Origin of the sequence: Bacillus sp. DHT2 (assembly GCF_026241455.1) — a bacterium.
GTDB lineage: Bacteria > Bacillota > Bacilli > Bacillales > Bacillaceae_G > Bacillus_A > Bacillus_A pseudomycoides.
Genome location: NZ_JAPHWH010000068.1, coordinates 1 through 785, shown reverse-complemented (window position 1 = coordinate 785; position 785 = coordinate 1). Strand labels below are relative to the sequence as shown.

The window sequence follows — 785 nt, the reverse complement described above, 5'->3', positions numbered from 1 at the left end:
TGAACTACTTCCGCAAGACATGTATGAGATATTTTATTAAAAGTGCGGGTGAAGGGAGTCGAACCCCCACGCCAAAGGCGCCAGATCCTAAGTCTGGTGCGTCTGCCAATTCCGCCACACCCGCATATTTTTTAAAAAATGGTGAGCCATGAAGGACTCGAACCTTCGACCCTCTGATTAAAAGTCAGATGCTCTACCAACTGAGCTAATGGCTCTTAATGGCTGGGCTAGCTGGATTCGAACCAGCGCATGACGGAGTCAAAGTCCGTTGCCTTACCGCTTGGCTATAGCCCATTAATTAAGAATGGTGGAGGGGGGCAGATTCGAACTGCCGAACCCGAAGGAGCGGATTTACAGTCCGCCGCGTTTAGCCACTTCGCTACCCCTCCGACATTATATGGTGGAGGATGACGGGATCGAACCGCCGACCCCCTGCTTGTAAGGCAGGTGCTCTCCCAGCTGAGCTAATCCTCCATTTGCCTGGCAACGTCCTACTCTCACAGGGGCAAGGCCCCAACTACCATCGGCGCTAGAGAGCTTAACTTCCGTGTTCGGTATGGGAACGGGTGTGACCTCTCTGCCATCATTACCAGACTATATTCACTTGAGACAAACACTATTATACTTAATTGATTAAAAAAGTCAATAAGTTTTTTATGTTCTCTCAAAACTAGATAACATTTGCTTCATATTATATGGTTAAGTCCTCGATCTATTAGTATTCGTCAGCTCCACATGTCACCATGCTTCCACCTCGAACCTATCAACCTGATCATCTTTCAGGG

General features: G+C 48.0%; 5 tRNA genes and 2 rRNA genes. All 7 read right to left on the bottom strand.

Going from position 1 to position 785, the window contains the following annotated elements:
• Positions 1-43: 43 nt before the first annotated feature.
• Positions 44-124 (bottom strand) — tRNA-Leu (locus ORL93_RS30860).
• Positions 125-139: 15 nt separating this feature from the next.
• Positions 140-215: transfer RNA gene (locus ORL93_RS30855), tRNA-Lys, on the bottom strand.
• 4 nt (positions 216-219) lie between these two features.
• Positions 220-294: transfer RNA gene (locus ORL93_RS30850), tRNA-Gln, on the bottom strand.
• An 11-nt stretch (positions 295-305) separates the two neighbouring features.
• Positions 306-389: transfer RNA gene (locus ORL93_RS30845), tRNA-Tyr, on the bottom strand.
• Between the two features lie 9 nt (positions 390-398).
• Positions 399-474, bottom strand: a tRNA-Val gene (locus ORL93_RS30840).
• Between the two features lie 4 nt (positions 475-478).
• A 5S ribosomal RNA gene (gene rrf / locus ORL93_RS30835) occupies positions 479-594 on the bottom strand.
• A 101-nt stretch (positions 595-695) separates the two neighbouring features.
• Positions 696-785: ribosomal RNA gene (locus ORL93_RS30830) — 23S ribosomal RNA — on the bottom strand; the annotation flags it as partial.